This window comes from Streptomyces natalensis ATCC 27448 (assembly GCF_000935125.1).
Lineage (GTDB): Bacteria > Actinomycetota > Actinomycetes > Streptomycetales > Streptomycetaceae > Streptomyces > Streptomyces natalensis.
The window spans coordinates 1-25,291 of the sequence record NZ_JRKI01000036.1; the positions used below are offsets into that span (position 1 = coordinate 1).

The 25,291-nt window shown below is 72.9% G+C and carries 19 protein-coding genes; 7 read left to right on the plus strand and 12 right to left on the minus strand.

Annotated features, from left to right (window positions below):
* Nucleotides 1-369 precede the first annotated feature (369 nt).
* Both SNA_RS28195 and ptsP read left to right on the plus strand, forming a co-directional pair.
* Nucleotides 370-819 carry a PTS sugar transporter subunit IIA gene (locus SNA_RS28195; RefSeq protein ID WP_030072243.1) on the plus strand — a complete coding sequence of 150 codons (450 nt, stop codon included), beginning with the start codon at nucleotides 370-372 and terminating at the stop codon, nucleotides 817-819.
* A 79-nt stretch (nucleotides 820-898) separates the two neighbouring features.
* On the plus strand, nucleotides 899-2,569 hold the full coding sequence (gene ptsP, locus SNA_RS28200; protein WP_044367375.1) for a phosphoenolpyruvate--protein phosphotransferase: 1,671 nt from the start codon (nucleotides 899-901) through the stop codon (nucleotides 2,567-2,569).
* Between the two features lie 86 nt (nucleotides 2,570-2,655).
* Here ptsP and SNA_RS28205 read toward each other — a convergent pair whose 3' ends face one another.
* A complete protein-coding gene (locus SNA_RS28205; protein WP_030072247.1) occupies nucleotides 2,656-3,588 on the minus strand; it encodes a hypothetical protein in 933 nt (310 codons plus the stop codon).
* 116 nt (nucleotides 3,589-3,704) lie between these two features.
* Nucleotides 3,705-5,738, minus strand: coding sequence for an acetoacetate--CoA ligase (locus SNA_RS28210; RefSeq protein ID WP_044367378.1), 2,034 nt, complete (start codon nucleotides 5,736-5,738; stop codon nucleotides 3,705-3,707).
* 304 nt (nucleotides 5,739-6,042) lie between these two features.
* On the opposite strand from SNA_RS28210, the gene SNA_RS28215 reads away from it, so the two are divergent.
* Nucleotides 6,043-8,421: a glycoside hydrolase family 31 protein gene (locus tag SNA_RS28215; protein WP_044367381.1), complete on the plus strand. Its 2,379-nt coding sequence runs from the start codon at nucleotides 6,043-6,045 to the stop codon at nucleotides 8,419-8,421.
* Between the two features lie 47 nt (nucleotides 8,422-8,468).
* Nucleotides 8,469-9,293: a M15 family metallopeptidase gene (locus tag SNA_RS28220; protein ID WP_044367383.1), complete on the plus strand. Its 825-nt coding sequence runs from the start codon at nucleotides 8,469-8,471 to the stop codon at nucleotides 9,291-9,293.
* Here the strand turns inward: SNA_RS28220 and SNA_RS28225 are convergent.
* The 4 genes from SNA_RS28225 to SNA_RS45360 all read right to left on the minus strand — a co-directional run bounded on the left by SNA_RS28225 (nucleotide 9,238) and on the right by SNA_RS45360 (nucleotide 13,921).
* Nucleotides 9,238-10,623, minus strand: coding sequence for an adenylosuccinate synthetase (locus SNA_RS28225; RefSeq protein WP_078970266.1), 1,386 nt, complete (start codon nucleotides 10,621-10,623; stop codon nucleotides 9,238-9,240). The two genes, SNA_RS28220 and SNA_RS28225, sit on opposite strands and share 56 nt — an antisense overlap.
* Before the next feature lie 102 nt (nucleotides 10,624-10,725).
* Complete coding sequence (locus tag SNA_RS28230; protein WP_030072257.1) at nucleotides 10,726-11,718, minus strand: hypothetical protein; 993 nt, start codon at nucleotides 11,716-11,718, stop codon at nucleotides 10,726-10,728.
* Between the two features lie 65 nt (nucleotides 11,719-11,783).
* The gene (locus SNA_RS28235) at nucleotides 11,784-12,899 is read right to left on the minus strand and encodes a protein kinase family protein (protein WP_198535153.1); all 1,116 of its coding nucleotides are present in this window, start codon (nucleotides 12,897-12,899) and stop codon (nucleotides 11,784-11,786) included.
* Nucleotides 12,896-13,921 carry an NUDIX hydrolase gene (locus tag SNA_RS45360; protein ID WP_420823518.1) on the minus strand — a complete coding sequence of 342 codons (1,026 nt, stop codon included), beginning with the start codon at nucleotides 13,919-13,921 and terminating at the stop codon, nucleotides 12,896-12,898. Before SNA_RS45360 ends, SNA_RS28235 begins: the two co-directional genes overlap by 4 nt.
* Before the next feature lie 513 nt (nucleotides 13,922-14,434).
* On the opposite strand from SNA_RS45360, the gene SNA_RS28245 reads away from it, so the two are divergent.
* The 3 genes from SNA_RS28245 (at nucleotide 14,435) to glpK (ending at nucleotide 18,704) form a co-directional block, all read left to right on the plus strand.
* On the plus strand, nucleotides 14,435-16,168 hold the full coding sequence (locus SNA_RS28245; protein WP_037794183.1) for a GGDEF domain-containing protein: 1,734 nt from the start codon (nucleotides 14,435-14,437) through the stop codon (nucleotides 16,166-16,168).
* Between the two features lie 176 nt (nucleotides 16,169-16,344).
* Nucleotides 16,345-17,112, plus strand: coding sequence for an MIP/aquaporin family protein (locus SNA_RS28250; RefSeq protein WP_030072702.1), 768 nt, complete (start codon nucleotides 16,345-16,347; stop codon nucleotides 17,110-17,112).
* A 59-nt stretch (nucleotides 17,113-17,171) separates the two neighbouring features.
* Entirely contained in the window at nucleotides 17,172-18,704 is a 1,533-nt protein-coding gene (glpK, locus tag SNA_RS28255; RefSeq protein WP_030072704.1) for a glycerol kinase GlpK, read from the plus strand.
* A 67-nt stretch (nucleotides 18,705-18,771) separates the two neighbouring features.
* On the opposite strand, the gene SNA_RS28260 is transcribed toward glpK, so the two are convergent.
* The 6 genes from SNA_RS28260 to SNA_RS28285 form a co-directional block, all read right to left on the minus strand.
* The gene (locus tag SNA_RS28260) at nucleotides 18,772-19,383 is read right to left on the minus strand and encodes a GTP-binding protein (RefSeq protein ID WP_030072706.1); all 612 of its coding nucleotides are present in this window, start codon (nucleotides 19,381-19,383) and stop codon (nucleotides 18,772-18,774) included.
* Nucleotides 19,384-19,564: 181 nt separating this feature from the next.
* A complete protein-coding gene (locus SNA_RS28265) occupies nucleotides 19,565-20,200 on the minus strand; it encodes a TetR/AcrR family transcriptional regulator (protein ID WP_044367386.1) in 636 nt (211 codons plus the stop codon).
* A 64-nt stretch (nucleotides 20,201-20,264) separates the two neighbouring features.
* On the minus strand, nucleotides 20,265-21,134 hold the full coding sequence (locus tag SNA_RS28270) for an alpha/beta fold hydrolase (RefSeq protein ID WP_044367388.1): 870 nt from the start codon (nucleotides 21,132-21,134) through the stop codon (nucleotides 20,265-20,267).
* 132 nt (nucleotides 21,135-21,266) lie between these two features.
* A complete protein-coding gene (locus tag SNA_RS28275) occupies nucleotides 21,267-21,680 on the minus strand; it encodes a DUF742 domain-containing protein (RefSeq protein WP_030072710.1) in 414 nt (137 codons plus the stop codon).
* A 162-nt stretch (nucleotides 21,681-21,842) separates the two neighbouring features.
* Complete coding sequence (locus tag SNA_RS28280; protein ID WP_030072712.1) at nucleotides 21,843-22,292, minus strand: roadblock/LC7 domain-containing protein; 450 nt, start codon at nucleotides 22,290-22,292, stop codon at nucleotides 21,843-21,845.
* Nucleotides 22,289-25,189 (minus strand): sensor histidine kinase, encoded by a 2,901-nt coding sequence (locus SNA_RS28285; RefSeq protein ID WP_044367391.1) that lies wholly within the window; start codon nucleotides 25,187-25,189, stop codon nucleotides 22,289-22,291. The genes SNA_RS28280 and SNA_RS28285 overlap by 4 nt, the downstream gene beginning before the upstream one ends.
* Nucleotides 25,190-25,291: the final 102 nt, after the last annotated feature.

Genomic DNA, 25,291 nt, shown 5'->3' on the forward strand with positions numbered 1-25,291 from the left:
ACCAGGATCTCCGGGCGCTTCCCTTCGGTGTTTCACACTCTATCAGGGCTTTCCGGGGCCTTCGAACCATCGTTTTTCCGCAGGCATGCGGAAGCTCGCGATTCGAGAATCTCGATCAAGACTCTGAGGGAGTGCCGCCCACGGCCTACCGGGCCGCAGTTGATTGCGACCTGGCTGTCTGGGGCAGGTCTCTGACAGTACAGGCCTGCTGTGGGCGAGGCAAATCGATTCAGCGGGGCTCCGGGGCCGTTCAGCGGGTGTCGCTCATGCGGAATCGTCCGTTCTGATGACTTACGCTTCTCAGCGGTGCGCCGTCCAGGACAGGTAGCGATGGCGGCCTGATGAATCTTCACCCCTGGGAGGCCTCCCATGACCACCGTGACGTCCCCTCTCGCAGGACGCGCCATCGGACTCGCGGCTGTGCCCGATCCGGTGTTTTCCGGAGCGATGGTGGGTCCGGGTACCGCCATCGACCCCGTGCGTGAGCCGTCCGAGGCTGTTTCGCCCGTGGACGGTGTGGTTGTTTCGCTGCACCCGCACGCGTTCGTCGTCGTCGACACCGAAGGGCACGGGGTGCTGACGCACCTCGGTATCGACACCGTTCAGCTCAATGGCGAGGGCTTCGAGCTGCTCGTCAACAAGGGCGACACCGTTTCCCGCGGCCAGGCGGTCGTGCGCTGGAACCCGGCAGCGGTCGAAGAGGCCGGCAAGTCGGCGGTGTGCCCCGTTGTCGCGCTGGAGGCGACCCCCGACTCGCTCGGTGATGTGCGCGAGGACGGTGACGTCAAGGCGGGCGACACGCTCTTCTCCTGGCAGTAACAGCGCAATGCCGTCCCGGACGGCAGGTACGACATCCACGCGGCGGGAGCGATCCGCCGCATCAAGGGAGACGGGTGACATGGAGACAACGCTGCGGGGCGTCGGTGTGAGCCACGGGGTGGCCATAGGCGAGGTGCGGCACATGGGTACGGCGGTGCTGGAGCCGCCGGCCAAGCAGATCCCGGCGGAGGACGCGGAGCGCGAGCAGGGGCGGGCCCGCCAGGCCGTCGAGGCCGTTGCCGCCGATCTGGTCGCGCGGGGGAACCTGGCGGGCGGCGAAGCGCAGCATGTGCTCGAGGCGCAGGCCATGATGGCGCAGGACCCCGAGCTGATGGCGGATGTGGAGCGGCGGATCGCCGTGGGCAGCACTGCCGAGCGGGCCGTGTATGACGCGTTCGCGGCGTACCGGGCGCTGCTGGCGGGGGCCGGGGAGTATCTCGCTGGGCGGGTCGCCGATCTTGATGATGTCCGCAACCGGATCGTCGCGCGGCTGCTGGGTGTGCCGATGCCGGGTGTGCCGGACAGCGATGAGCCGTATGTGCTGATCGCCCGGGATCTGGCGCCGGCCGATACAGCGTTGCTGGACCCGACGCTGGTGCTCGGGTTCGTCACCGAGGAGGGCGGGCCCACCAGTCACAGCGCGATTCTTGCGCGGGCGCTGGGGGTGCCGGCCGTGGTGGCGCTGCCGGGTGCCGGGGAGATCGCCGAGGGCACCGTGATCGCGGTGGACGGCAGCACCGGTGAGGTGTTCATCGAGCCGGATGCGGACAAGCGGGCGTCGCTGGAGCAGGCCGCGGCGGAGCGGAAGGCCGCGCTGGCGGCGTCGTCCGGTCCGGGTGCCACGTCCGACGGGCACAAGGTGCCGTTGCTGGCGAATGTCGGCGGGCCCGGGGATGTGGCCGCTGCGGTGGAGGCCGGGGCGGAGGGTGTCGGTCTCTTCCGTACCGAGTTCCTGTTCCTGGACGACAGCAAGAAGGCGCCGTCGGAGGACAAGCAGGTAGAGGCGTACCGCAAGGTGCTGGAGGCCTTCCCCGAGGGGCGGGTGGTCGTGCGGGTGCTGGATGCCGGCGCGGACAAGCCGCTGGACTTTCTGACGCCGGCCGATGAGCCGAACCCGGCGCTGGGCGTGCGGGGGCTGCGGACGCTGCTGGACCACCCGGACGTGCTGCGCACCCAGCTGGCCGCGCTGGCCAGGGCGGCCGAGGGGCTGCCGGTGTATCTCGAGGTCATGGCCCCGATGGTGGCGGACCGGATCGACGCCAGGGCGTTCGCGGATGCGTGCCGGGAGGCCGGGCTTCAGGCGAAGTTCGGCGCGATGGTGGAGATTCCGTCCGCGGCTCTTCGGGCGCGGTCGATTCTGCAAGAGGTGGAGTTCCTTTCGCTGGGGACCAATGACCTGGCGCAGTACACCTTTGCCGCCGACCGTCAGGTGGGTGCGGTCTCGCGGCTTCAGGATCCGTGGCAGCCGGCGCTGCTGGATCTGGTGGCGGCTTCGGCCGAGGCCGCGAAGGCCGAGGGCAAGAGCTGCGGTGTCTGTGGTGAGGCGGCCTCCGATCCGCTGTTGGCGTGTGTGCTGACGGGGCTCGGTGTCACCAGCCTTTCGATGGGTGCGGCGTCGATTCCGTATGTGCGGGCGACGCTGGCGAAGCACACGTTGGCGCAGTGTGAGCGTGCGGCGGCCGCGGCGCGGGCCGCGGACACCGCCGATGATGCGCGGGCCGCTGCGCAGGCGGTGCTGTCCGGGGAGTAGCCCGGAAGCACTCCCGGAGTGACGCGATGGCCGTCCCGCCCCTGTGGCGGGGCGGCCATCTGTCGTCGGCCGGGTGCTGTGGGCCGTCAGCGGTGGCGGTGTTCGTCCGGTGGGGGTGTGAGGGTGAGGCCGGGGGCGTAGTCGACGCCGTGTTCGGGGGCGATGGGCTCGCCGGTGTCGGCATCGGTGCAGTAGGCGGTGAAGACCTCGGCTTCGGTGAGCGGGCTGGGCCAGCCGTCGCGCAGGGTCCAGCCGCGGACGGTGGAGCGGGTGGTGGGCTCGCTGCCGGTGGTGTGGGTCGTGTCGCCGGTGTGGGTGCGGGCGACGATGCCTCCGGGGGTGCGCAGGGCGATTCCCGCGGCGAGGACCGTACAGAAGATGAGGGTTTCGGTTTCGGCGAGCCGGGGGCGTTCCGTTGCGTCGGCGGTGGTGTGCAGGACCGCCAGGAGGGGTGGGTCCCCGGCGGGGATGCTGCAGACGAGGTGGTGGGAGCCGTTGCCGAGGGCTTCGAGGAGTTGCCGGACGGCATCGGTGGCGCGGGCGAAGGCGGTGTGGCCGAGGTCGGCGCCGCAGTCCTCGCAGTGGCCGGCGCGGGCCAGCAGGGTGGACGCCTGGTTCCAGGTCGCCCGGCGGTCGGCTTCCTCGATGAGCAGCGGGAGGAGCTGGGTGAGGGGCTCTCCCTCGTAGGGCAAGGTCGGTCCGGTGCAGGCGAGTTCGGCGGTGTAGCGGGTGCGGCTGTCGGAGCGGTCCGGGTCCAGGGCGTGGTCGGCGCAGTATTGCTCGTAGGCGACCGGGTCGAAGAGGCTCAGGGTCGTGAGCACTCCCTGGGCGGCCAGGGTGCGCAGCACGGTCTCCATCTGCCGGAGGTAGCTGCGGTGGTCGTCGAACGGGAAGGTGCGGTAGCGGCGCATGGCCGCGAAGTCCCGTTCGTCGGCCAGGACGGCGGCGGTGGTGGGGAGTTCGCGGCGCAGTGTGCGGCGGGCGGCGGCCTGGTCGGAGTAGCGGGTCGTGGATGTCATGGTTCCCCCTCAGTGAGGTGCGTTGGTCGAACGTCACTTGTCACTGAGAGTAAGCGGGGGGTCTGACAATGGCCGTCCGGCGCCCCGCGGCCGGGCGCCGGACACGGCCGGCCGGGCTACTTCGCGCGGTCGCGGGCCACCTTCTCGTAGAAGCGGAGGAGTTCGAGGTTGTCGACGGAGCCGGGGTTGACGGCCTTGTCGAGCGGGGTGCCCTGGAGGAGGCGTTTGACGGGGACCTCGATGCGCTTTCCGGTGAGGGTGTGGGGGACGCCGGGGGCCTCGATGATGTCGTCGGGCACGTGGCGCGGGGAGAGCTGTTCACGGATGGTGCGCTTGATGCGGTCGCGCAGGGCGTCGTCGAGGGTGGCGCCGGGGGCGAGGTGGACGAACAGGGGCATCCAGTACCCGCCGTCGGGGAGTTCGAGGCCGATGACGAGGGATTCGCGGATCTCGGGGAGGCGTTCGACGGCCTCGTAGATGTCGGCGGAGCCCATCCGGACGCCCTGGCGGTTGAGGGTGGAGTCGGAGCGGCCGTGGATGATGACGCTGCCGCGGGAGGTGACGGTGATCCAGTCGCCGTGGCGCCAGACGCCGGGGTACATGTCGAAGTAGCTGTCGTGGTAGCGGCTGCCGTCGGGGTCGTTCCAGAAGCGGATCGGCATGGACGGCATGGGCCTGGTGACGACGAGTTCGCCGACCTCTTCGGTGACGGGCCTGCCCTGGGGGTCCCATGCCTGGAGGTCGGTGCCCAGGCAGGGGGCCTGGAGTTCGCCGATGTGGACGGGGAGGGTGGGCACGGCGCCGGCGAAGCAGCTGCACACGTCGGTGCCGCCGCTGACGGAGGCGGTCCACAGGTCGGCGCCGCTCTCCGCGAAGGCGTCGTGCAGCCAGCGGAATCCGTCGGGCGGGAGCGGGGAGCCGGTGGTGGCGACGCAGGTGACGGCGGAGAGGTCGAGATCGCGGGCGGGGTGGATGCCGGCCTTGCGGCAGGCCATGACGTAGGCGGCGGAGGTGCCGAAGACGGTGGCGCGGGTGGTCTCGGCGACCCGCCACTGGGCGGCGATGTCGGGGTGGCCGGGGCTGCCGTCGTAGAGCACGATCGTGGAGCCCACGAGGAGGCCGGCGACGAGGAAGTTCCACATCATCCAGCCGGTGGAGGTGTACCAGAAGAAGCGGTCGTCGGGGCCGAGGTCGCAGTGCAGGCCGGTCTGCTTGAGGTGTTCGAGGAGGATGCCGCCCTGGGACTGGACGAGGGCCTTGGGCAGGCCGGTGGTGCCGGAGGAGTACAGGACCCAGAGGGGATGGTCGAAGGGGAGCTGTTCGTAGACGGGCGGTTCGGTGCTTCCGGTGGTCAGGTCCGACCAGTTCAGGGCGCCTTCGGGGGCGGCGGTGCCGAGCAGCGGGATGTGGACGACGGCGCGCAGGGTGGGCAGTTCGGCGCGGAGTTCGGCGACGGTGTCGCGGCGGTCGTGTTCCTTGCCGCCGTAGCGGTAGCCGTCGACGGTGAACAGGACGACCGGTTCGATCTGCTGGAAGCGGTCCAGGACGCTGCGGGCGCCGAAGTCGGGGGCGCAGGAGGTCCATACGGCGCCGACCGCGGCGCTGGCCAGGAAGGCGACGACGGCCTGGGGGATGTTGGGGACGTAGCCGCTGACGCGGTCGCCGGGGCGGACGCCGAGGCGGCGCAGTGCGGCGGCCAGCGCGGCGACCTGGGCGCGCAGATCGGCCCAGGTGACGGGGGTGGGTTCGTGGGTCTCGTCGACGTACAGGAGCGCCGGGGTGTCGGCACGGGCCGGGTCCTCGGCGGCGCGCAGGGCGTGTTCGGCGTAGTTGAGGGTGGCGCCGGGGAACCATCGGGCGCCGGGCATCGTTCGGTCGGCGAGGACGGTGTCGTAGGGGGTGGTGAAGCGGACGTCGAACCATTCGGCGGTGGCCCGCCAGAAGGCGGTGAGGTCGTCGACGGACCAGCGGTGCAGGTCGGCGTAGCTCGCGGCGGGGTCGCCGGGGGTGGGCGGGGGCGCGCCGTGGTGCCGGGCGGCCCAGGTGTGGAAGCGGGTGATCTGCGCGCCGGCGATGCGGTCCGGGCCGGGCTGCCAGAGGGGCTGTGGCTGCGGTTCCGGCTGGTCGTCGGACTGCGGTGCGGTGGTCATGATGCGGCTCCCGGGCGATACGCGTCGTGTGCGTCGGTCGCGCACGGCCCCGGCGGCCGGTGGGTGGGGCGTGCGGGACGCGGCTTGCCTGGACCTTGCCATGTGATCGACTTGTGCACCAGGGCGGGCCCCACATTCGGGAGTGGCGCCCGCTGCCGGGGCCGGTGAACGCCGTGGCAGCCGGTGGTATCAGGCCATCGGCGTCCGGTCCGTGGGCCTGAAGGTGGCCGAGCGTGACCCCGCGCAGGTGAACGGCAGTTGAACGGGGCCCGCACGGCGGGGCGTCGATGGCAGGCTGGCCAGCATGGACGGGCGGGAGCTGGTGCGGTCGGTACGGGTGGTCAGGGCGGTCGGGCCGGTACAGGGGCTGCGGTCGGTGCGAGCGGCGTGGCGGCGGCGCAGAGCGGATGCGCGGGCGTTCGGGCGGCAGGGGGCGGAGCGGGCCCGGGTGCCGGGGACGGCGACGGGCGCGGAGCCGCGGCCCGGCGGCGGGCTGATCCGCTTCGCGCGGTCGTCGCTGCGGGTGCGGGTGGCGGCCGGCGGCGCGGTGTTCTGCGGCTGGGACGGCGCCGGGCCGGAGCCGTCGTATGCGCTGGCTGGGGCGTGTCCGGAGGTGGATCCGAGGGCGGTGCTGGAGCCGGACACGGAAGGTGGCTGGCGGGTCGTCTCGGAGCGGGTGCAGGTGGCGGTGTCCCGGCACGGTGCGGTCGAGGTGCGGACGCCGGGGGGTGTGACGCTGCGGAGGGAGCTGCCGCCGCGCTGGTGGGACCGTACGGGCCCGGAGGACGCACCGCCGGAGGGCGGTGGCGCCTCCAGGTGGGTGCAGCGCTCGGAGGTCGCGGCCGATGCGCGGGTCTTCGGGCTGGGCGGCCGGGCGGGCGGGCCGCGGCTGCGGGACGGTACCTACCGGCTGTGGAACACCGATCCGGGCGGCGCCTTCGGGCCCGGTGACGATCCGCTGTCGCTGACCATGCCGGTGCAGCTGGTGGTGGCGGATGCGGGGACGCATCTGGTGTTCCACGACAACTCGTGGGACGGCCGGGTGACGCTGCGCGAGGGTGCGGAGGGGGCGGGCTCCGGGCACGACCGGCCGGGCACCTGTGAGGTGCGGATGGACGGCGGGCCGCTGCGCTACTGGGTGCTGCTCGGCGCACCGTCGCGGGTGGTGCAGGGGTGGTCGGCGCTGACCGGCGCGCCCGCGCTGCCGCCCCGGTGGGCGCTGAGGTATCAGCACGCCCGGTGGGGCTTCGGCAGCCAGGAGGAGGTGCGCCGGGTGGTGGCCGGCTACCGGGAACGCGAACTCCCGCTGTCTGCCGTCCACTTGGACATCGACCATTTCGACGGCCACCGGGTCTTCACCGTCGACCGGGAGCGGTTCCCGGATCTGCCGGGGCTGGCGCGGGAGCTGCGCGCGGACGGGGTGCGCCTGGTGTCGATCGTCGATCCGGCGGTCAAGGCGCAGCCGGGGGATGCGGTGTACGAAGGCGGGGCGGCGGCCGATGCCTTCGTACGGGACGCCTCGGGCCATACGGTGCGCGGGGTGGTGTGGCCGGGCGAGTCGGTGTATCCGGACTTCACCGATGCGCGGGTGCGCAAGTGGTGGGGCGGGCTGTACACGGAGCGTCTGGCGCAGGGCTTTTCCGGGTTCTGGCATGACATGAACGAGCCGGTGTCCTTCGCGGTGTTCGGGGATCCGACGCTGCCCCGTTCGGCGCGGCACGCCGTGGAGGGGCGCGGTGGCGACCACCGGGAGGCGCACAACGTCTACGCGCTGGCGATGGCGCGGGCCGGGTACGAGGGGCTGTGCGAACTGCGTCCCGAGGAGCGGCCGTTCCTGTTCTCCCGGTCGGGCTGGGCGGGGCTGCAACGCTACGGCGGCACCTGGTCGGGCGATGTGGCGACGGGCTGGCCAGGGCTGCGGGCCTCGCTGTCGCTGGTGCTGGGGCTTGGGCTGTGCGGGGTGCCCTACAGCGGCCCCGATATCGGCGGGTTCTCCGGGGAGCCGTCCCCGGAGCTGTATCTGCGGTGGTTCCAACTGGGCGCGTATCTGCCGCTGTTCCGTACCCATTCGGCGGTCTCGGCCGGGCGGCGGGAGCCGTGGGAGTTCGGGAACGAGGTGCTGGAGCACGCCCGGACGGCGCTGGGCGAGCGGGAGCGGCTGCTGCCGTACTTCCACACGCTGGGGCAGCTGGCGCGGCTGACGGGGGCGCCCTATGTCCGGCCGGTGTGGTGGAACGCGCCGCGGGACCGGGAACTGCGGGACTGTGAGGATGCGTTCCTCCTGGGGGACGGGCTGCTGGTGGCGCCGGTGCTGGAGGAGGGTGTGACGCGGCGGGCGGTGCGGCTGCCGCGCGGCCGGTGGTACGACACCGCCACCGGGCGCGCGTACTGCGGTCCCGGCGAGGTGGTGGTGGAGGCGCCGCTGTCGCGGATCCCGGTCCTGGCACGGGGCGGTGCGGTGCTCCCGGTGACGGGTGCGGACGGGGCGACGGAGCTGGAGGTGTGGGCACCGGCGGCCGGGCGGCGGGGCGGCGGCGTGGTGGTGCCGGATGCCGGGGACGGCTGGCGGCGCCCGGAGGTGGAGCGGTTCACCTCGGTTCTGGAGGACGGCGCGGTGGTCGTGGCGCGGCAGAACGGGGGTGCGGTGGGGTATCCGGTGCGGGTGCGCGGACTGGACGCCTGAATCCACAGGGCTTTTGCCGGGGGCTGCGCGGCTGGTAGATCAGGGGCATGTGGAGACTTCCTGCCGCGCTGCGCGGCCTCGCCGTCGCTGCCGCCGCCCTGCTGCCCCTGACCGTCTTACCGTCGAGCGCCTCGGCGGCGACCGCCCCGTCCCCGCCTCGGCACGTGTCCCCATCCCCACCCCCGCCCGCAAGACCCAAGGAGTTCGTCGCGCTTCGGGAGGTGGACCCCACCGTCCTCCAGGAGATGCGGTACTTCACCCCGCACAACTTCACGGGCGTGCCGGTGGACGGCTACCGCAGGCCGACGTGCCTGCTGACGCGGGACGCCGCGCGGGCGCTGCACCGTGCCCAGCGGTCCTTCCTGAAGCGCGGTTTCTCCCTCAAGGTCTACGACTGCTACCGGCCGCAGCGCGCCGTGGACCAGTTCGTCCGGTGGGCCAAGGACCTCGGCGACCAGCGGATGAAGGCGGAGTTCTATCCGCGGGTGGACAAGACGCGGCTGTTCGACGACGGCTATATCGCCGCCAAGTCCGGTCACAGCAGGGGTAGCACCCTCGATGTGACGCTGGTGCGGCTGCCGGCCGTGCCCACCCGCCCGTATGTGCCCGGTGAGCCTCTGACGCCGTGTTACGGGCCGAAGGCCGACCGCTTCCCGGACAATTCCCTTGATATGGGGACCGGTTTCGACTGCTTCGACACCCTGGCGCACACGCTCGATCCGCGGATACACGGGAAGCAGCGCACGAACCGGCTGCTGCTCAAGAAGGGGCTGGAGCGGGCCGGATTCGTCAATCTCCCGGAGGAGTGGTGGCACTTCACCTTCCAGCCGGAGACGTTTCCGGACACCTATTTCGACTTCCCGGTGGAGTGACCTCGTGGGCCGCGGAGGCTCCGCCGGTCCCGCCGGCCCCGTGGCCCCCGTGGCCCCCGTAGACCTTGTCCGCCGCCGTCGGCCCGTACGACTCCATGAGCACCGGGGCGGACAGGGCCTCGGCGAGGGCCTCGGTCCAGGCGTGCGGGTCGCGGCCCGGCGACTGCGGGAGGTCCGGACGGGACGTCAACAGGCGCTCGGCGAGACGCTGTTGGCGGTCGAGGTCACCGGGTGCCGCGGCGCCGGCCGGTATGCGGGACATCAGGCCGCCGTCGGGGGTGCGGTAGCCACGGACGATGCCCAGGCCACGTTGGCGGGCCGGGGCGTCGAGGTGGGTGACGGCCAGTCCGTCCACTCCCCCGCAGACCTCCACCGCGTACCGGTGCGCGGGCGCGTCGAAGTGCCCTGCCCGGAAGGCGCCCTGCCAGCGCCCGTGCCCGTTGTGCGGTTCGGGGAGGGCGGCGGTGAGGGCGGGGTCCTCGGTGACGAGGGGGCCGGGGCCGTGCCGGGTGGTGTAGGTCCGTACGACGCCGAGGCGGAGCGCGGCACCCCGCGGCCGGTCCGCTTCGACCAGAAGGGTCTCCGCGCCCTCGAAGGTGGTGGTCGACCAGGTGGTGTACGGGTGGAAGCCGTACCACTCGTCGAGCAGGACGCCCTGGGCGCCTTCGAAGACGACGGGGCCGCGGCGCAGCAGCCGGGGCAGATACCGCTCGTCCACCAGCGTGACCTGTCCGGCGAAGGCGGCGAAGGCGTCCAGGCAGGCGTCGACGGGCGGGGCACCGAGCGGGCCGAGCTCATCGGTCAGCCGGTCGCGGAGCAGGGTGAGTTTGCGGCGCAGTTCCGTACGGGAGGCGGCGTCGCCCGCCGTCGGGGCGTCGGCGGGGTGGGCCAGGGCGTAGCCGGCGGTTTCGCCGATGCCCATGCCACAGGAGCCGTGCCGGGCGGTGCCGCGGGCGCGTTCGCGGGCCTGGTTGGCGGCGGCGTGGTACGGGGTGGTGAGCAGGGCGCGGCGGTCGACGGTGAGCAGGGCGAGCGGGGCCGGGACACCGAGCCCGGCCAGATGGCGGGCCTCGGTGGCGAGCGCCAGCGGGTCGACCAGCATCAGCCGGGAGAGATGGGTAGGGACCCCGCTGAAGGTGCCGGAGCCGAACTGGGCGAACGTGTGATGACGGCCGTCGGTGGTGACGACGTTGTGCGCGGCCTGGGCACCGCCGTTGAAGCGGACCACCGCCGTGACCGGCTCTGCGCCCGGCGGGCGGGCGCAGAGCCGGTCGACGACGGTGCCCTTGCCGGCGTCGCCGTAGCCGAGATCGACCACGATGGTGTGCATGAACGGTCCCTACGGGCGGTTACGGTCCTGACAGGCTTTCGGTCCCTACCAACGATTACGGTCCGGACAGGCGCGTACGGTCCCTACAGGCGCGTACGGTCCTTACAGGCGGGTGGTGCCGCTCGCCCCGGGGGCGTCGTCGAGCAGGGGCGCGGAGGACCGGGCCACCGTGCCGTTCCCCTGGCCCAGGGTTGCCAGCGCCTTGCCGACGGCGGCGCCCGCGTCGGAGCCGATGTCGGCGAGGTCGTCCAGGCCGGAGGCGAGGTCGATGGCCTCCTCGCCGAGGCCGACGGTCAGTGCGATGGTCTCGCAGACGGCGCCGAGGTCGTCCAGTTCGATGACGTTCTGGCCGAGGAGCTTGCGCCAGGTGCCCAGGACGTCGGCGTTGCCGACGTGGGCGGCACCGGCCGGGACGATGAAGTAGACGTCGAACTTCCGTTGGACCTCGGCCAGGATGGCGGCGGTCGGAATGTCCTCGCCGATTTCGTCGCCGAAGACGTCGCGTACCTCACGGGCCTTGACCTTGCCGTAGGGCATCTCGTCGCCGATCAGGAAGAGATAGCCGCGGCGGCCGCGCCGTTCGTGGCAGTCGATGCTGGTGTGGCGGGCCATGGCGTAGAGCGCGAGTTCGTAGGACTCGGTGAGCTGACCGCCTCCGCCGCCCTCCAGGAGGATGTTGCCGAGGTCGTCGTCCATGCGGTTGTCGGATTCGAACTGGCCGAGCTGGAGCGGGACCCGGTCGCAGGTGGCGTCGCCGACCGCGCCGAAGAGGATCTGCGGATGCTCGGTGTATCCCTTGCGCAGCAGCAGGCCGAACAGCTCGGGCAGTTTGGTCTGGAGGACGCGCGGGACGGTGCGCATGGATCCGGTCACGTCGAAGAGGACGGAGAGGGCCAGGGAGGTGGGGTGTTCGTCGGAGTCGCGGCTCTCGCGGACGGTGAGGCCCTTGGGGTCGAGCGAGGGGTGCGCGGCCCAGGTGTGGCGCGGTGCCGAGGCGGTGAGGCGGTCGCTGTAGTCGAAGGCGCTGCTGCCGGAGGCGGCGCGGTAGCTTTCCGCGGCGCCGTAGACGGTGGTGGACCAGATTCCGCTGCCCATGGTGATTCCCCCGGGGTTGTCGTGGTGATGGCGCGTGGCAGGTAGGTGTGCTGAATGCCGGTGGGTTACGGCCTCGGGGCCGGTGCCGGCATGGTGAACGGGCGAAAGGTGCGCGGCCCATAGAGGCGGTCGAGGAGTTCGTCGAGCTCGGCCAGCAGCCGCCAGGCGTCGTGCGGGCGGCGGGCCTCGGCGGGGAGGGTGCAGCCGCGCAGGAAGGCGCGCATCGGCGGCGGGGTGTGCTCGCCCATCAGGGCGGCCAGGGTGCGGGACGCCAGATGGATGTCGGTGGCCTCGGTCGCCGGGCGGCGGCCGGTGACCTCGGGCGGATAGCTGTCGCGGTGGCGTTCGACGAGCGCGGGGACGGTTTCGCCGAGGGCGGTGCTGTAGCACCAGTCGACGAGGACCAGGCCGTGCCGTTCGGGGTGGATGAGGACGTGGTCGGGCAGGACGGCACCGTGCACCAGGCCGGTGCGGTGCGCCCAGCCGAGGGCGGCCAGCAGGCGGCGCCACATCCAGGCGGCGTCGCGCGGGTCGAGCCCGTCGGGGTGGGCGGCCCGTACCTCCGCGAGGCTGTGCCAACCCTCCAGTTCCGCAAGGGAGTTGACGCGGCGCTCGACGCCGGTGTCCGGGTCGCGGTGGCGGAAGGATTCGATGAGGCGGGGCGCATAGGCGCGATGGCGTGCCGCACCGCGCCGGGCCAGTCGGGTCAGGGCCCGCGCCTCACGTTCCATCAGGTCGTTGTCGGTGACCGCCCGCGGGATCTTCAGCAGGGCGCGGTGCCGGGTGCCGTCGTGCTCGTACGACGCCGCGCGGAGGACGGCGAGGTCTCCGGAGGCCACGGCCGGTCCGAGGGTGTAGGTGCGGTGGCGGGTGGTGAGGGTGGGGCGGGCGGCTGCGGTGCGGCGCCGCCAGAGGGCCTCAAGGCGGGCGAACTCCGCCTCGGCACCGGCGCGTTCGGACTCCGGGACGGTGTCCGGGTGCAGCAGGCGGGCGAGTCGGCGGTGGAGGCGGACGGCCGCGGCGTCGTCGACGGGAAAGAGGTCGGCGGGCGTACGGGCGGCGGCGAGGGCGGTACGGGCGGCGGGGCGGGTGACAGGAGTGGCACGCGTGGCGGCGCCCCGCGGCTCCCCGGCCCGCCGGTCCCCACCCCTCGGCATCCCGCCCCTCGGTATCCCACTCATCGGACGCTGTCCTCGCGGTCGGGCCGCAGCAGCGCCGGGTGCAGAAGCCGGGCGTCGCCCGCGCGGTAGAGGCGGGCACGGGGGCCGCCGCGGGCTCCCCCGCGGGCGGCGGTCGACCCGGTGGACTCCACGAACCCGGGGACCGAGAGCACCTTGCGGTGGAAGTTCCCGGCGTGCAGCGGGCTGCCCCAGATCGCCTCGTAGACGCCGCGCAGTTCGACGATGGTGAATTCCTCGCCGAGGAACGCCGTTGCCAGCGGGGTGTATTCGAGCTTGGCGCGGGCCCGGTCGAGGCCGTCGGCAACGATTCGCGCATGGTCGAAGGCGAGCGGGAGGGCCCCGCTGCCGGGCACCGCGTGTGCGTCGTCGGGCCGGGGCACGGAATCACCCCCGTCGATCCCGTGCCCCGGACCCTGTTCTGGGGGACGCGGGCCGGCCGCGTCCGGTTCGACGGAAGCGGGAGTATCGCCCACAGCGAAGCCCCGTGCGAAATCCTGTGCGACGCCCCTCGCGGGGTCCCCGTCGCGCCCCCCGCCCCCGAGCCGCAGCCCGTCGACCGGGATCCAGGCCGCCGCCGAGGCGTCGCTGCCGCCCCGCGCCTCGGGGAGGTCGGGCGCGAAGGCCAGGTAGGCGACGGTGACGACGGGCATCCGCGGATCGCGACCGGGATCGCCGTACGAGCCCAGCTGCTCCAGGTGCACCCGTTCGAGCTGGGTGGCGTCCAGCCCGGTCTCCTCGGCCAGTTCGCGGGCCGCCGCCTCGTCGAGCGACTCCTGACCGGCCCGGACGAAGCCGCCGGGCAGCGCCCAGGCGCCCTGGAACGGCCGGCCGCCGCGCTCCACGAGCAGGATGCGCAGCCGTCCCTGACGCAGCGTCAGCACGACGACGTCCACGGTTACGGCGATGGCCGGGAAGTCACGCGGGTCGTACGCCGCCAGGAACGCACCGTCGTCGTCGCCCTCCGCCCCACCTCTCCCCCGTTGCGCGTCCATGACCGCCTCGCCCTCCCGCGTTGTTCTCACTTCGAGTCTTTCTCGAAGTGAGAACAACATAGCACCGATTCGCTGCGCTTTGCCATGGCCCCACGTTTTTGTCTTTCCCGCCGTGGGGGTTTGTCGCCGTTGCTCCCCCAGCTAACGCTGGGAGGTACCCCCAGCGGCGGGCGTGGGTTGTACGGGTGCGGTGCCACGCCTCCGGACTTCGTCCTGCGGCGCGGCCCCTCCCGTGAGTGGGGGGGGGAAGAAGGCCGGTGGTCCACCCCCACCGTCTTTTTCCACCCCCAACGGGGAGGTGCCGGTCCGTAGCGGCGGAGCCGTGTAGGTCCGGTGCCGCTGCCGGACAGCCCCGCGCCAGCGGCAACGCCCGCCGCAGGCGTCACGGTGGGAAAGCCCGAACGTCGGCTCAGGCAAAGCGCAGCGAACGGGCCGCAGGAGCAACGGCGAGAAACCCCCACGGCGGGGAAGCCAAAAACGTGGGGCCCATGAACAGTCGGTGAACCAGGCGCCGTTGGGCCCCAGGGACGGCATGCTGGCGCCGTGCCTGCCTGGACGGACCAGCTTCGTTTCGCCTTTCAACCCGTCGTGAATCTCGCGACCGGCTCGGTCGCCGCGCTGGAGATACTCGCCCGCCCCGAGGACGGCGGGATGGATGTCCTGGGCGCCGCGCACCGCTGTCCGGATCTGGACGCCGAGCTGGCGGCGCTGGCCGTACGGGCCGCGGCGCGCCAGGAGACGATGCTGCCCTTGCATGTGAACGTCTTCGCCGCGACGGTCGCCGAACTGCCGTCGCTGACGTCGCTGGGCAAGGCCGTACGGGACGTGGGGCGTCGGCCCTGGGAGATCACGCTGGACGTCGGCGGGCCGTTCACCCATGTCCCGCACCGCTCGCTCCTGGAGGCGGTGCGGGGCCTGCGCGACGAGGGCTACCGGATCTGCGCGGACGGGGTCGGGGACGGCGATCTGCCGCTGCGGCTGCTCGGCGAGCTCGCGCCGGACCTCGTCAAACTCGACCGGTCGCTGTGCGCGGGGCTCGCCGCCGACCGGGGGCGGCGGGCCGCGGTGGCCGCGATGCGGCAGCTGTGCGAGCAGACGGGCGGGCTGCTGGCGATCGAGGGCGTGGAGACCGAGCGGCAGTATGCGGCGGCGCGGGAGGCGGGGGTGCAGCTGGCGCAGGGCCATCTCTTCGCGCCGCCCGCCCGGCGCACGTCCGCCGAGGTGTATCTGCCGCCCGAGCACCCGCCGGCGGCGCGCGGACCGGTGCCCGGCGGCCTGCCGTCCGGGCCGCCCGTCACCCAGTTCCTCCAGCCCGCCGCGCTGCTGCCGATATCCGCGTCCGCGGACGCGGTGCGCAGCCATCTCACCGGGTTTCCGGCGGTGTCGGGGGTGCTGCTGGTGGACACCGACGGGGTACCGGTGCGGGCGATCGACCGCGACCGGTTTCTGCTGTCGCTCTCCGGGCGCTACGGGCACGCGCTGTACGCCGACCGCCCGGCGCTGCGGCTGGCGGACCGGCCGCGGACGGTGGGTGCGGGCGCCACCGCCTGGGAGGTGCTGGATGTGATCGCCGACGGGGAGCGCGACCGGACCGGCGACGATGTGGCGGTGGTCGACGAGCGGGGCCGGTGCATGGGGGTGGTGCATCTCGCCGACATTCTGCGGGCGCTGGCCGAGAGCCGGGTGGAGGAGGCGGCGCGGCTCAATCCGCTGACCCGGCTGCCCGGTTCGGATGCGGTCAACGGCGAGGTGGACCGGCGGATCGCCGAGGGCCGGGCGTTCGCGCTGAGCTGGCTGGACGTGGACGGTTTCAAGCAGGTCAACGACGGTGCCGGGTTCGCCGCGGGCGATGAGCTGATCCGGTCGGTGGGGCGGGTGCTGGCGGAGGTGGCGGCGCGCGAGCCGACCGCCCGGGTGGGGCACATCGGCGGTGACGACTTCCTGGTGCTGGCCGGTTCCGAGGGTCCGGGGCCGTTCGCCGAGGCGGTGCTGGACGTGCCGTGGTCGGCGGGCGGGCGGGCGGTGACGCTGTCGCTGGCGACGGTGGACTGCCCGCCGGGCAGCGTCCGTGACCACGGCGAGGCGGCCGCCGCGCTCGCACCGTTGAAGAAGGCCGCCAAGGCGCTGCCCGGGGCGAGCTGGGTGGCCGGCAGGCCCGGCTCGGGGCGTACGGAGGTCCGGCGCGGGACCGTGGCACGGGTGCCGGCACCGGTCGCCCCCTCCGGCCCGACCAGCGCGGGCACGGCCGGGGCGGAGGGCGTACGCAGCCGCCTGTAACGCCGGTACAGTGCGCCGCCCGGCCCGTCCCCGCACCGCGCCGCACACCCGGTTCGTCCGCACAATTCCCGCTGCTGTAGGCGACCTTGACGCCCCCTCACCCCGGGTGAACACTTCCCGTGCCTGCACGGAGGACCGGACCGGGGGCCGCCCCGGGCGAGGGCCAAGGAGCCGCCATGTATTCCAATGGGGACATCTTCGTCGGTGAAGTGATCGGCACGGCGATCCTGATCCTGTTCGGTGCGGGGGTGTGTGCCGCCGTCACCCTGCACTATTCGAAGGCGAGATCCGCCGGCTGGGTGGTGATCGCATTCGGCTGGGGCCTGGGTGTACTGGCGGGGGCCTATACCGCCGCTCCGCTGTCCGGCGGACATCTCAACCCCGCGGTCACGGTCGGCTCGGCGGTGGCCGGCGGCACCGCGTGGTCGAAGGTGCCGCTGTACATCCTGGCGCAGCTGGTCGGCGCGCTGCTCGGTGCCGTACTGGCCTGGGCGCTGTACTACGCGCAGTTCGCCGCCAACTCCGAGCGGGACAAGGCCCAGCCGACGGTGGGGATCTTCGCCACCGGCCCGGAGATCCGCAGTCCGGCCGCCAACCTGGTGTCCGAGATCATCGCCACCGTCGGTCTGGTGCTGCCGCTGCTGTTCTTCGGACAGAACAAGGGCATCGGCGTCGGCCAGATACCCGGCGCCCGGGCGGGCGTCTATGGCTCCGGGATCAATGTGCTGCTGGTCGCGCTGCTGGTCGTCGGCATCGGGCTCTCGCTCGGCGGTCCCACCGGCTATGCCGTCAACCCCGCCCGCGACCTGGGCCCGCGGATCGCGCACGCGCTGCTGCCGATCCCCAACAAGGGCTCGTCCGACTGGAGTTACGCCTGGATTCCGGTGGCCGGTCCGCTGATCGGCGCGGTGCTCTCGGGCCTTGCGTACCAGGCCGCGTTCTGACCCCGACGGCCCCGACGGCCCGCCCACACCCAGACCAGTACCCCAGGAGGCGTGACGGCATGACGGCGCACAGCGAGAAGAGCGAGAAGTACGTCGCCGCGATCGACCAGGGCACCACATCGAGCCGCTGCATCATCTTCAACCACGACGGGGCGATCGTCGCCGTCGACCAGCGCGAACACCGGCAGATCTTTCCGCAGCCGGGCTGGGTGGAGCACGATGCCACCGAGATCTGGAACAAGGTGCAGGCCGTGGTGGCGGGCGCGCTGACCAAGGCGGGGCTGCGCGCGGACCAGCTGAGCGCGCTGGGCATCACCAACCAGCGCGAGACCACGGTCCTGTGGGACCGGACCACCGGCCGGCCGGTGCACCACGCCCTCGTCTGGCAGGACACCCGGACCGCCGCCCTGTGCACCGAACTGGGCGGCACGGACGGCCAGGACCGCTTCCGGGAGGCCACCGGACTGCCGCTGGCCAGCTACTTCTCCGGGCCCAAGGCGGCCTGGCTGCTGGACGGGATACCGGGGCTGCGCCGGCGCGCCGAACGCGGCGAGATCGCGTTCGGCACCATCGACTCCTGGCTGATCTGGAATCTGACCGGCGGCGTCGACGGCGGGGTGCACGTCACGGATGTCACCAACGCCGGCCGCACCCTGCTGATGAATCTGAGCACCCTCCAGTGGGACCCGGCGATCCTGTCGGCCATGGGGATCCCGGAGGCGATGCTGCCGCAGATCCGGTCGTCGGCCGAGGTGTACGGCACGGCCGTGGGACAGCTGCACGGCGTGCCGGTGGCGTCCGCACTGGGCGATCAGCAGGCGGCGGTCTTCGGGCAGACCTGTTACGGCGTCGGCGAGGCCAAGAACACCTATGGCACCGGCTCGTTCCTGCTGCTCAACACCGGTGACCGCCCGGTGGCGTCGAAGAACGGGCTGCTGACGACCATGGGCTATCAGCTCGGCGGCGAGCCGCCGGTCTACTGCCTGGAGGGCTCCATCGCGATCACCGGCGCGCTGGTGCAGTGGCTGCGCGACCAGCTCGGCATCATCGCGTCGGCGGCCGAGATCGAACCGCTGGCGGCGAGCGTCCCGGACAACGGCGGCGCCTATGTCGTCCCGGCGTTCTCGGGCCTGTTCGCGCCGTACTGGCGCTCCGACGCCCGCGGGGTGATCACCGGGCTCACCGGTTTCGTCACCAAGGCGCATCTGGCCCGCGCCGTTCTGGAGGCGACCAGCTGGCAGACCCGCGAGGTCGTGGACGCCATGTACCAGGACTCGGGCGTACGGATCACCCGGCTCAAGGTGGACGGCGGAATGACCGCCAACGGTCTGCTGATGCAGCATCAGGCGGACGTGCTGGGCGTGCCGGTGATCCGCCCGGTGGTCTCGGAGACCACGTGTCTGGGCGCGGCGTACGCGGCGGGGCTGGCGACCGGCGTATGGCAGGACCTGGACGAGCTGACGGCCCATTGGAAGCAGGACGCCGAGTGGTCCCCGCGGATGGACGGGCAGACCCGGGAGCGGGAGTACGGCAACTGGCGCAAGGCCGTGGAGCGCAGCTTCGGGTGGCTGCCCGACGGTACGCAGTCGTAGCCGGCTCGGGGCAGACGTGCGGCCCGTACCCCGGACGGCGGGGTACGGGCCGCACTTCCGCGCCCTGTCACGGAAGCGCGGGCTCCCGGCTCCGGGGGCCGAGCCGCATGGCGTGCTCGACGACGGAGATCAGTACATCCCGCGCCGATCCCTTCTGCCGTGCGTCGCACAGCACCACCGGGATCTCGGGGTCCAGGTCCAGGGCGTCGCGGACGGCCTCGGCGGGGTAGCACTCGGCGCCGTCGAAGCAGTTGACCGCGACCGTGAAGGGCAGCGAGCGCCGCTCGAAGTAGTCGATGGCGGCGAAGCAGTCCGTCAGCCGGCGGGTGTCGGCGAGCACCACCGCGCCCAGGGCGCCGCGTGCCAGCTCGTCCCACAGGAACCAGAACCGGTTCTGGCCGGGGGTGCCGAAGAGATAGAGGACCAGTTCCTCGTTGAGGGTGATCCGGCCGAAGTCCATGGCGACCGTGGTGGTGGTCTTGCCCTCCACCCCCGCCAGGTCGTCGATCGGCCGGCCCGCCTCGGTCAGCCGCTCCTCGGTGCGCAGCGGTTTGATCTCGCTGACGGCGCCCACCAGGGTGGTCTTGCCGACGCCGAAGCCGCCCGCGACCAGGATCTTGAGCGTCATCGGGTCGACGGCCGCGGACCGGCGGTGGCGCTCAGCACGCCCGAAGGCCATGGAATTCGTCTCCTGAATTGCCGTGTATGCGGGCCGGAATCGGTGCATGTCCGGCCTGCCCGGAAGCGGTACGGCACACCGGTGGCGGCCGCAGGGGAACGGTACAACGTAGGCCGCGCGGCGCCCACTTGAGATGCGTCACCTTCCGGACAGGGTGTCACCGGGAGGTCGTCGGCCGGGGTCAGCGCGGGGCGAGCGCCGCGGGCCGGTCGAGCATGTCCAGGAAACGGACGAAGCTGGATTCCACGAAGGCGCACAGCTCGTCACGGCTGTCGTGCGCGGCCTTGCCGCCGGCGCCCGCCTCCCCCGTCGGCCAGCTGAGGACGGCCTCCTCGACGAAGGCCATCCAGGCGCGGGTGGCCGGTTCCAGCCGGGGCGCGGGTGGCATGCCCAGCCGCCGACGGCCCTCGCACACCCGGCGGGCGAGCGTCTCGCGGGTCTCGTCCAGGATGTCGGTGACCGCGGGATGGCTGCCCGCGGCGCCCCGGACCAGGGCCAGATAGACCTGACGGTGCGTCATGACGTAGCTGACGAAGCCGGCGATGAACTCCCGCATCCAGGGGACGGGGTCCAGCGCGGGGTCCGGTGCGGTGGCGGCCGTGAAGCGGTCGCACGCGGCGCGGACGACGGCGCGGAAGAAGTCGCGTTTGGAGTCGAAGTAGTGGAAGAGCAGTCCGCGGGAGATACCGGCCCGGCGGGCGACCTCGTCGGTGGACAGCTCGTCCAGGGAGCGCTCGGCGAGCATCTCCAGACCGATGCCGACCAGCTGTTCCTTGCGCTGCTCGGGGGTGAGACGGGTGACCCGCTTGCCGGACATGCCCGCAGTGTACGGGGACCGGCCGGGCCTGGTGGGGCCTGGTGCGGCCCGGCCCGGCCGCCCGTCAGGCGTACGTCTTCAGGTGGTCGAGGATCTTCGGCGTGACCAGACCGGGGACCTCTTCGGGCAGCCAGTGGCTGGCGCCCGCCAGCTCCTCGAAGGTGTACGGGCCGTCCACCCACTCGCCGGTCGATTCGGCCGCGACGCGCCCCAGGGCGACGTCCTCGCTGCCCCAGAGGAAGAGAGTGGGGACGGTGATCCGGCCCGCGGGGACGGAGATCACCGAGGCGGGCGCCCGGTACCAGTTGAGGGTGGCGGTCAGCGCGCCCGGCTCGGCGAGCCGGCGGACGTTGCCCTCGACGAGGTGCGCCGGGACCTTGCCCCCGTACGCGGCACGCAGCCGGGCGGCGTCGTCGGCCAGCAGGGCCGCCTCCGCGGAGTGGTCGTCGCTGCGGAAGAAGCGGACGTAGTCGAGGCGGTGGTGCTGTTCGGAATCGCCGGCGGCGGCACGGTTGAGGGCCTCGGGGTGGGGGGTGGCCAGCACGGACAGCGACTTGAGCCGCTCGGGGTGGGCGCCGGCCAGCGCCCAGGCGACCATGCCGCCCCAGTCGTGCGAGACGAGGTGGAAGCGGTCCGCGCCCTGGGAGTCGGCGAAGGCGAGGGCGTCGGCGACGAGTTCGGGCACGGCGTAGTCGGCGATCTGCGCGGGGCGGGCGCCCGGGGAGTAGCCGCGCTGGTCGACGGCGACGGCGCGGTAGCCGGCCGCGCCCAGGGCGGGCAGCACCGCGCTCCAGGAGTCGGCGAACTCGGGCCAGCCGTGCAGCAGCAGGACGAGGTCACCGTCGGCCGGTCCGGCCGCCAGGGCGTCGTGGGTGTGCGGGCCGACCCGGAGCTCCAGGCGCTCGAAGGGGGCCGGTGTCGTTTCCGTGTCCATGGCGGCGCTCTCCTCGTGCTGCGGTCGGCGCTCATGGCGTGATCGGCGCAGCGCTCGTACTGACAGTTGCTCAACAGGTACCGTAGACCCGCGTTGAGCATTGCTCAACAAGCGCGCCCCGTGACCGCCGCCTCACAGCGCCCGCAGCCCGTCGATCACCTCGCGCAGCACCCGCTCGTCCGGCAGCTCGGCGGGCGGGACGGGGCGGCTGACGTACACCAGCTCCGCGTCCAGCAGATCGCCGATGAGGACCCGCACCACGCCCACCGGAAGATCGAGTCCGGCCGCCAGCTCGGCGACCGAGAGCGGCGCCCGGCGGCACAGCTCCACGATCTCGACATGCTCGGGGGACAGCAGCTGGTCGGCCACGGCCTGCTCGGCGCGGCTCTCGGCGATCACCTGCGCGATCAGGTCCAGCCGCCCGTCGGCGGTCGTCCGGGTGCGCCCACGGGTCATCGCGTACGGGCGGACGACCGGACCCGCTTCGTCGTCGAACCAACGGGCCGCGCCCCGCTCCGGTACGGCACGGCCGTCCTGATCACTCATGCCGAGACTCCCCCAGTCTCCGGCCGGGGGTACCCCCACGCTGCGCTCGCCCCGCATTCGCGTGGCGCACCCCTGCCTCTGATGAGCTCGCTGCGCTCGCTCATGGCGTCACCGTCGTTGTTCCGTCGTGTTTCCGTTGCCTTCCGTCGTCGCTTTGGCCGCTCAGCCGGCCGGACCCGACCGGCGCGCGGTGCCCAGATGCGTACCGACCCGCTTGACCAGCAGCGTCATCTCGTAGGCGATCAGCCCCACGTCGGAGTCGGCATCGGCCAGGACGGCCAGGCAGCTGCCGTCGCCGGCCGCGCTGACGAACAGGAACGCATCGTCCAGCTCGACCAGCGTCTGGCGCACCCGGCCCGCGTCGAAATGCCGGCCCACGCCCTTGGCCAGGCTGTGGAAGCCGGAGGCGACCGCGGCCAGATGCTCGCCGTCCTCGCGGGTGAGGTCCTTGGAAGCCCCCGTGGCCAGCCCGTCGCTGGAGAGGATCAATGCCTTGCGGATCGAGCCGACCCGCTCGACCAACTCGTCCAGGAGCCAGTTCAGTTCGCCGGCGCCGTTCCCCGCACCCCCCAACACCGACGCGATGGACGCTGCTGCCTTCGATACGGTCATGGACCGTCCCCTCCCGTTGTGTCTCCTGCTGCTGTGCCGCCACCGTCGTCGCCGTCCCGCGCCGCGGTGTCGCGGCCGGTCCGGGTGCGGTGGGCGTTCTCGTCGCCGGCCGGGGCACCGGCGCCCGGCCGGTCCGCGGGTGCGGCGCCGGCCGCGAGGTCCTCGGCGTCGCGGCGGCCGCGCTGCCAGCCGCGCTGGAGCGAGGCCATCCGGGCCCGTACGGCCTCGGCGTCGCGGTCGTCGTCGGGCTCCTCGGCCGGGTGCGGCGCGTCCTGCGGCTCGGGGGCCTGCTTGAGCTGGGGGGCGAGGCTGGCCTGGCGTACCCGGCGGGGCAGCCCGCCCGGCGCCGCCCTGGTGGGGGCGTCGGGCGCGCCGGGGGTGTCCCCTGCGGACGCCTCCCCGTCGGGGCCGGGACGAGCCTCGCTTGCCCGGGTCCGGCTCTCGTGGGCCTCGGCCCCGCGCGTGTCGCCGCTGTGGGCCGCGCCTGCGCGTGTGTCGTCCCCGCGCGTGTCGTCCCCGTGCGCCGACACGCCGTCCACCGTCCGGCCGTGGTCGGAGACCAGTACCGGCGGCTTGCGGCGGCGGGGCAGCGGGGCGAGGCCGCCGGGAGCCTGGTCGCGGGCCTGCTGGTGCTGCTCGCCGTCCGGGACCGCCGCGATACCTGGCGGTGCGGCCGGGGAGGCGGTGGGGCCGGACGGCCGGGCGGCCGGACCGCGGCGGTCCCGGTCGCGGTCGTGCTCGCGGTCCCTTCCCCCGTCGCGCTCCCGCCTGCGTTCCCGCCCCCGGAAGACGCTGTCCGGGTCGTCGTCCAGCGGGCCCAGCTCGTCCAGGCCGAGCGGCGCCTCCAGTTCGACCGGGCCGTCGATGACCCGCGGGGTACGGCCCTTCGGGAGCGCCTTCGCGCCCTGGGAGAGCGCGGCCAGCTTGCCCGCGGCGTGGTCCAGTTCGTTGCCGCCGCCGTCCGCCGGGCCCAGGGCTCCGGTGTCCTCGCGGCTGCCCTCGGAGGTCTCGGTCAGGATCGCGCCGGGGATGAAGACGACCGCGGTGGTGCCGCCGTACGGCGAGGTCTGGAGGCCGACGCGCACGCCGTGGCGCCGGGCGAGCCTGCTGACCACGAAGAGCCCGAGGCGGTCGGTGTCGGACAGCTCGAACTCGGCGGTCTCGGCGAGCCGCAGATTGCAGTCCAGCAGGATGTCGGGGGCCATGCCCAGGCCGCGGTCGTGGATTTCGAGGGTGAAGCCGTTGGAGACCCGTTCACCCAGGACCTGGACGGCGGTGTGCGGAGGGGAGAAGACGGTGGCGTTCTCCAGGAGTTCGGCGATCAGGTGGGTGAGGTCGGAGACGGCGGGGCCGTCGACCGCGAGCCGCGGCAGGCGGCGCACCTCGATCCGCTCGTAGTCCTCGACCTCGGCGACCGCCGCGCGGACCACGTCCATCAGCTGGATGGGTTTGCGCCACTGCCGGGAGGGGGCGGCTCCGGAGAGGATGACCAGGCCCTCGGCGTGCCGTCGCATGCGGGTGGTGAGGTGGTCGAGGCGGAAGAGGTCGGCGAGTTCGTCGGTGTCCTCGGTGCGCCGCTCCATCGCGTCCAGCAGGGTCAGCTGGCGGTGCAGCAGGACCTGGCTGCGGCGGGCGAGATTGACGAACACCTCGGAGACGCCGCGGCGCATATCGGCCTGTTTGACGGCCGCTTCGACGGCGGCCCGCTGGAGGGTGTTGAGCGCCTGGCCGACCTGGCCCGTCTCGTCCGGGCCGAATTCCAGCCGAGGTGCCTCGGTCTCCACATCGACCTGTTCCCCGGCCGCCAGCCGGCGCATCACGCTCGGCAGCCGCACCCCGGAGACCTCGTGGGCGGCCTTGCGCAGCCGGGTGAGGTCCTTGACGTGCCGGCTGCCGATGCGCAGCGAGACGATGACGGAGACCAGCAGCGCGACAAAGCCCAGGACCCCGGCGACGGCGGCCCTGAGGACGACCCGGGTCGCATACGGCTCGACCCGCCGCTGGTAACGGTCGCCGGCGTCCTTGCCCATCCGGTTGAGGTCGTCGAGCACCTTGCCCGCGGCGGCGTTCCAGCGCTCGGCGTTGACGGCCTGCGGAGCCCGCCGGGCGGCGGCCGCGAGGGCCGCGTCCTCGTACGAGGTCACCTCGCGGGCCCGGGCCGAGCGCCAGTAGTCCTCGTAGATACCGCGGTCCCTGGCGGGCAGGAGGGTGAGGTTGGTGGCGTAGAGGATGCGGCGCTCGGCGATGCGGTCGGCGAACATCCGCAGATCGTGGCGGGTCATGCTGCCGGAGGAGAGCGCCGCGGCCATCAGCGCGTCCTCCCGGGAGAACGCCTCGCGGGCGCGGGTGATCTGCACCAGCGCGCGGGCCTGTTCGTCCAGCTCCACGCTGTCCAGGGAGTTGAGGGAGGCGAGGAAGTCATAGGTGGGGTCGGCCATGGAGTCGTACGCCTCCAGGGCCTCGTCACTGCTGACGGTGTTGTCCTCGACCTGTTTGCGCAGGTCGGACAGGCCCGCCAGGCTTTTGACGACGGACCGCGCCCGGCCGGCGACCTCGCCGTGGAGTTCGTCGAGGATCTCGGGGTCGTGGGCGTTGCCCTTGAGGCGCACGACGGCCCGGTCGGTGGCCCGCTCCTCCTGCCGCAGGTGGGGCAGGGCGTCGGCGCCGCGCCGGTCCGCCAGATACAGCAGGCTCTGGCGGCGCTCGCGCTGGAGGGCCTGGACGACGCCCTCGGCCGGATAGCCGACCTGCTGCATGACGTTGGCGACATCGAGCAGCTGGTTGGCCTCGCGTCCGGTGAGATACGTGGCGAACGTCCACATGGCCGTCAGGGACACCAGCGGTACGAGCAGCAACGCCACGATCTTCCGGCGGATGGACTTCCCGCGAAAGCGCATGGCCTCCCCTACGTCAACCCCGGCGCGCGGGGGCGGTGTTCCGTCAACAAACGGCGTGAGCCTACTACTGACGAGTGACCAATCCGAAGGCCCGTCCGGGCG

Bases quoted from the DNA above. Each gene is read 5' to 3' on its own strand.
- SNA_RS28195 (WP_030072243.1), top strand. From the start codon at position 370: ATGACCACCGTGACGTCCCCTCTCGCAGGACGCGCCATCGGACTCGCG.
- ptsP (WP_044367375.1), top strand. From the start codon at position 899: ATGGAGACAACGCTGCGGGGCGTCGGTGTGAGCCACGGGGTGGCCATA.
- SNA_RS28205 (WP_030072247.1), bottom strand. From the start codon at position 3,588: ATGACATCCACGACCCGCTACTCCGACCAGGCCGCCGCCCGCCGCACA.
- SNA_RS28210 (WP_044367378.1), bottom strand. From the start codon at position 5,738: ATGACCACCGCACCGCAGTCCGACGACCAGCCGGAACCGCAGCCACAG.
- SNA_RS28215 (WP_044367381.1), top strand. From the start codon at position 6,043: ATGGACGGGCGGGAGCTGGTGCGGTCGGTACGGGTGGTCAGGGCGGTC.
- SNA_RS28220 (WP_044367383.1), top strand. From the start codon at position 8,469: ATGTGGAGACTTCCTGCCGCGCTGCGCGGCCTCGCCGTCGCTGCCGCC.
- SNA_RS28225 (WP_078970266.1), bottom strand. From the start codon at position 10,623: ATGCACACCATCGTGGTCGATCTCGGCTACGGCGACGCCGGCAAGGGC.
- SNA_RS28230 (WP_030072257.1), bottom strand. From the start codon at position 11,718: ATGGGCAGCGGAATCTGGTCCACCACCGTCTACGGCGCCGCGGAAAGC.
- SNA_RS28235 (WP_198535153.1), bottom strand. From the start codon at position 12,899: ATGAGTGGGATACCGAGGGGCGGGATGCCGAGGGGTGGGGACCGGCGG.
- SNA_RS28250 (WP_030072702.1), top strand. From the start codon at position 16,345: ATGTATTCCAATGGGGACATCTTCGTCGGTGAAGTGATCGGCACGGCG.
- glpK (WP_030072704.1), top strand. From the start codon at position 17,172: ATGACGGCGCACAGCGAGAAGAGCGAGAAGTACGTCGCCGCGATCGAC.
- SNA_RS28260 (WP_030072706.1), bottom strand. From the start codon at position 19,383: ATGGCCTTCGGGCGTGCTGAGCGCCACCGCCGGTCCGCGGCCGTCGAC.
- SNA_RS28265 (WP_044367386.1), bottom strand. From the start codon at position 20,200: ATGTCCGGCAAGCGGGTCACCCGTCTCACCCCCGAGCAGCGCAAGGAA.
- SNA_RS28270 (WP_044367388.1), bottom strand. From the start codon at position 21,134: ATGGACACGGAAACGACACCGGCCCCCTTCGAGCGCCTGGAGCTCCGG.
- SNA_RS28275 (WP_030072710.1), bottom strand. From the start codon at position 21,680: ATGAGTGATCAGGACGGCCGTGCCGTACCGGAGCGGGGCGCGGCCCGT.
- SNA_RS28280 (WP_030072712.1), bottom strand. From the start codon at position 22,292: ATGACCGTATCGAAGGCAGCAGCGTCCATCGCGTCGGTGTTGGGGGGT.
- SNA_RS28285 (WP_044367391.1), bottom strand. From the start codon at position 25,189: ATGCGCTTTCGCGGGAAGTCCATCCGCCGGAAGATCGTGGCGTTGCTG.